Source organism: Siccirubricoccus deserti (assembly GCF_014283215.1).
Taxonomy (GTDB): domain Bacteria; phylum Pseudomonadota; class Alphaproteobacteria; order Acetobacterales; family Acetobacteraceae; genus Siccirubricoccus; species Siccirubricoccus deserti.
Genome location: NZ_JACOMF010000256.1, coordinates 1 through 754 on the forward strand (window position 1 = coordinate 1; position 754 = coordinate 754).

Sequence of the window (754 nt, forward strand, 5' to 3'; positions counted from 1 at the left end):
GACCACTCCTATGACCGGTCTCGGCCGCCTCCGCCTCGATCTCCAACGCCACCTCCGCCGCATGCCGTAAAGCGACACGGCATCATCAGCAGGGCGTTTCGCAAGGTGAGGTCAGGACGACGGTTACTGCCGAGAGCGGCTTTAGCCAGCACAAACGACGCCTCGGCTCGGCTCTGAGCGCTCGCAGCGGTGCCGCGCAGGCGCGCGAAATCATCCTGCGGGTCCTCACCCACAACCTGATGCTCCTCAGGTCGCCCACCACAGGGTTTCAACAATGCAAGCCCGGCTCTCAACCTAGAAAACGCCGAGGCTGTCGGCACGACGCAGCATCGCATAGGTGGCCGTGCACTCCGGCGGCAGGCTGGCCAAATCGTGGTTCGCTCGGGAATGCCGCCGCAGCAAGCCGAAGCCGCGCCGCAGGCAGGACAGCATGCCAAAACCGAGCACATCGACCTTCAGAATAGCGATTGTACAGGTGCTGGATCACCTCCTCGCGCCGCTCATGCTCGAAATCGATGTCGATGTCCGGCGGCTCGCCGCGGCTGGCCGAGATGAAGCGCTCGAACAGCAGGTCGTGCTTGCCGGGATCGACGGCGGTGATGCCAAGGACGTAGCAGACCGCGGAATTAGAGCGAAATCTGACCATTCAGAGTCGCTGAGGATTCCCGCCCGGCGCGAAATCTGATTCACCGTGCCTGCTGGGCACGGAGGCCAGCTTGCATGGCGAGAACCCTGTCCGAAGATCTACGCGCCC

General features: G+C 63.5%; 1 pseudogene. It reads right to left on the reverse strand.

The window, feature by feature from the left end:
• Window positions 1-442: 442 nt before the first annotated feature.
• Window positions 443-631, reverse strand: a pseudogene (locus tag H7965_RS32250) (hypothetical protein); the annotation flags it as partial.
• Between the last annotated feature and the right edge of the window lie 123 nt (window positions 632-754).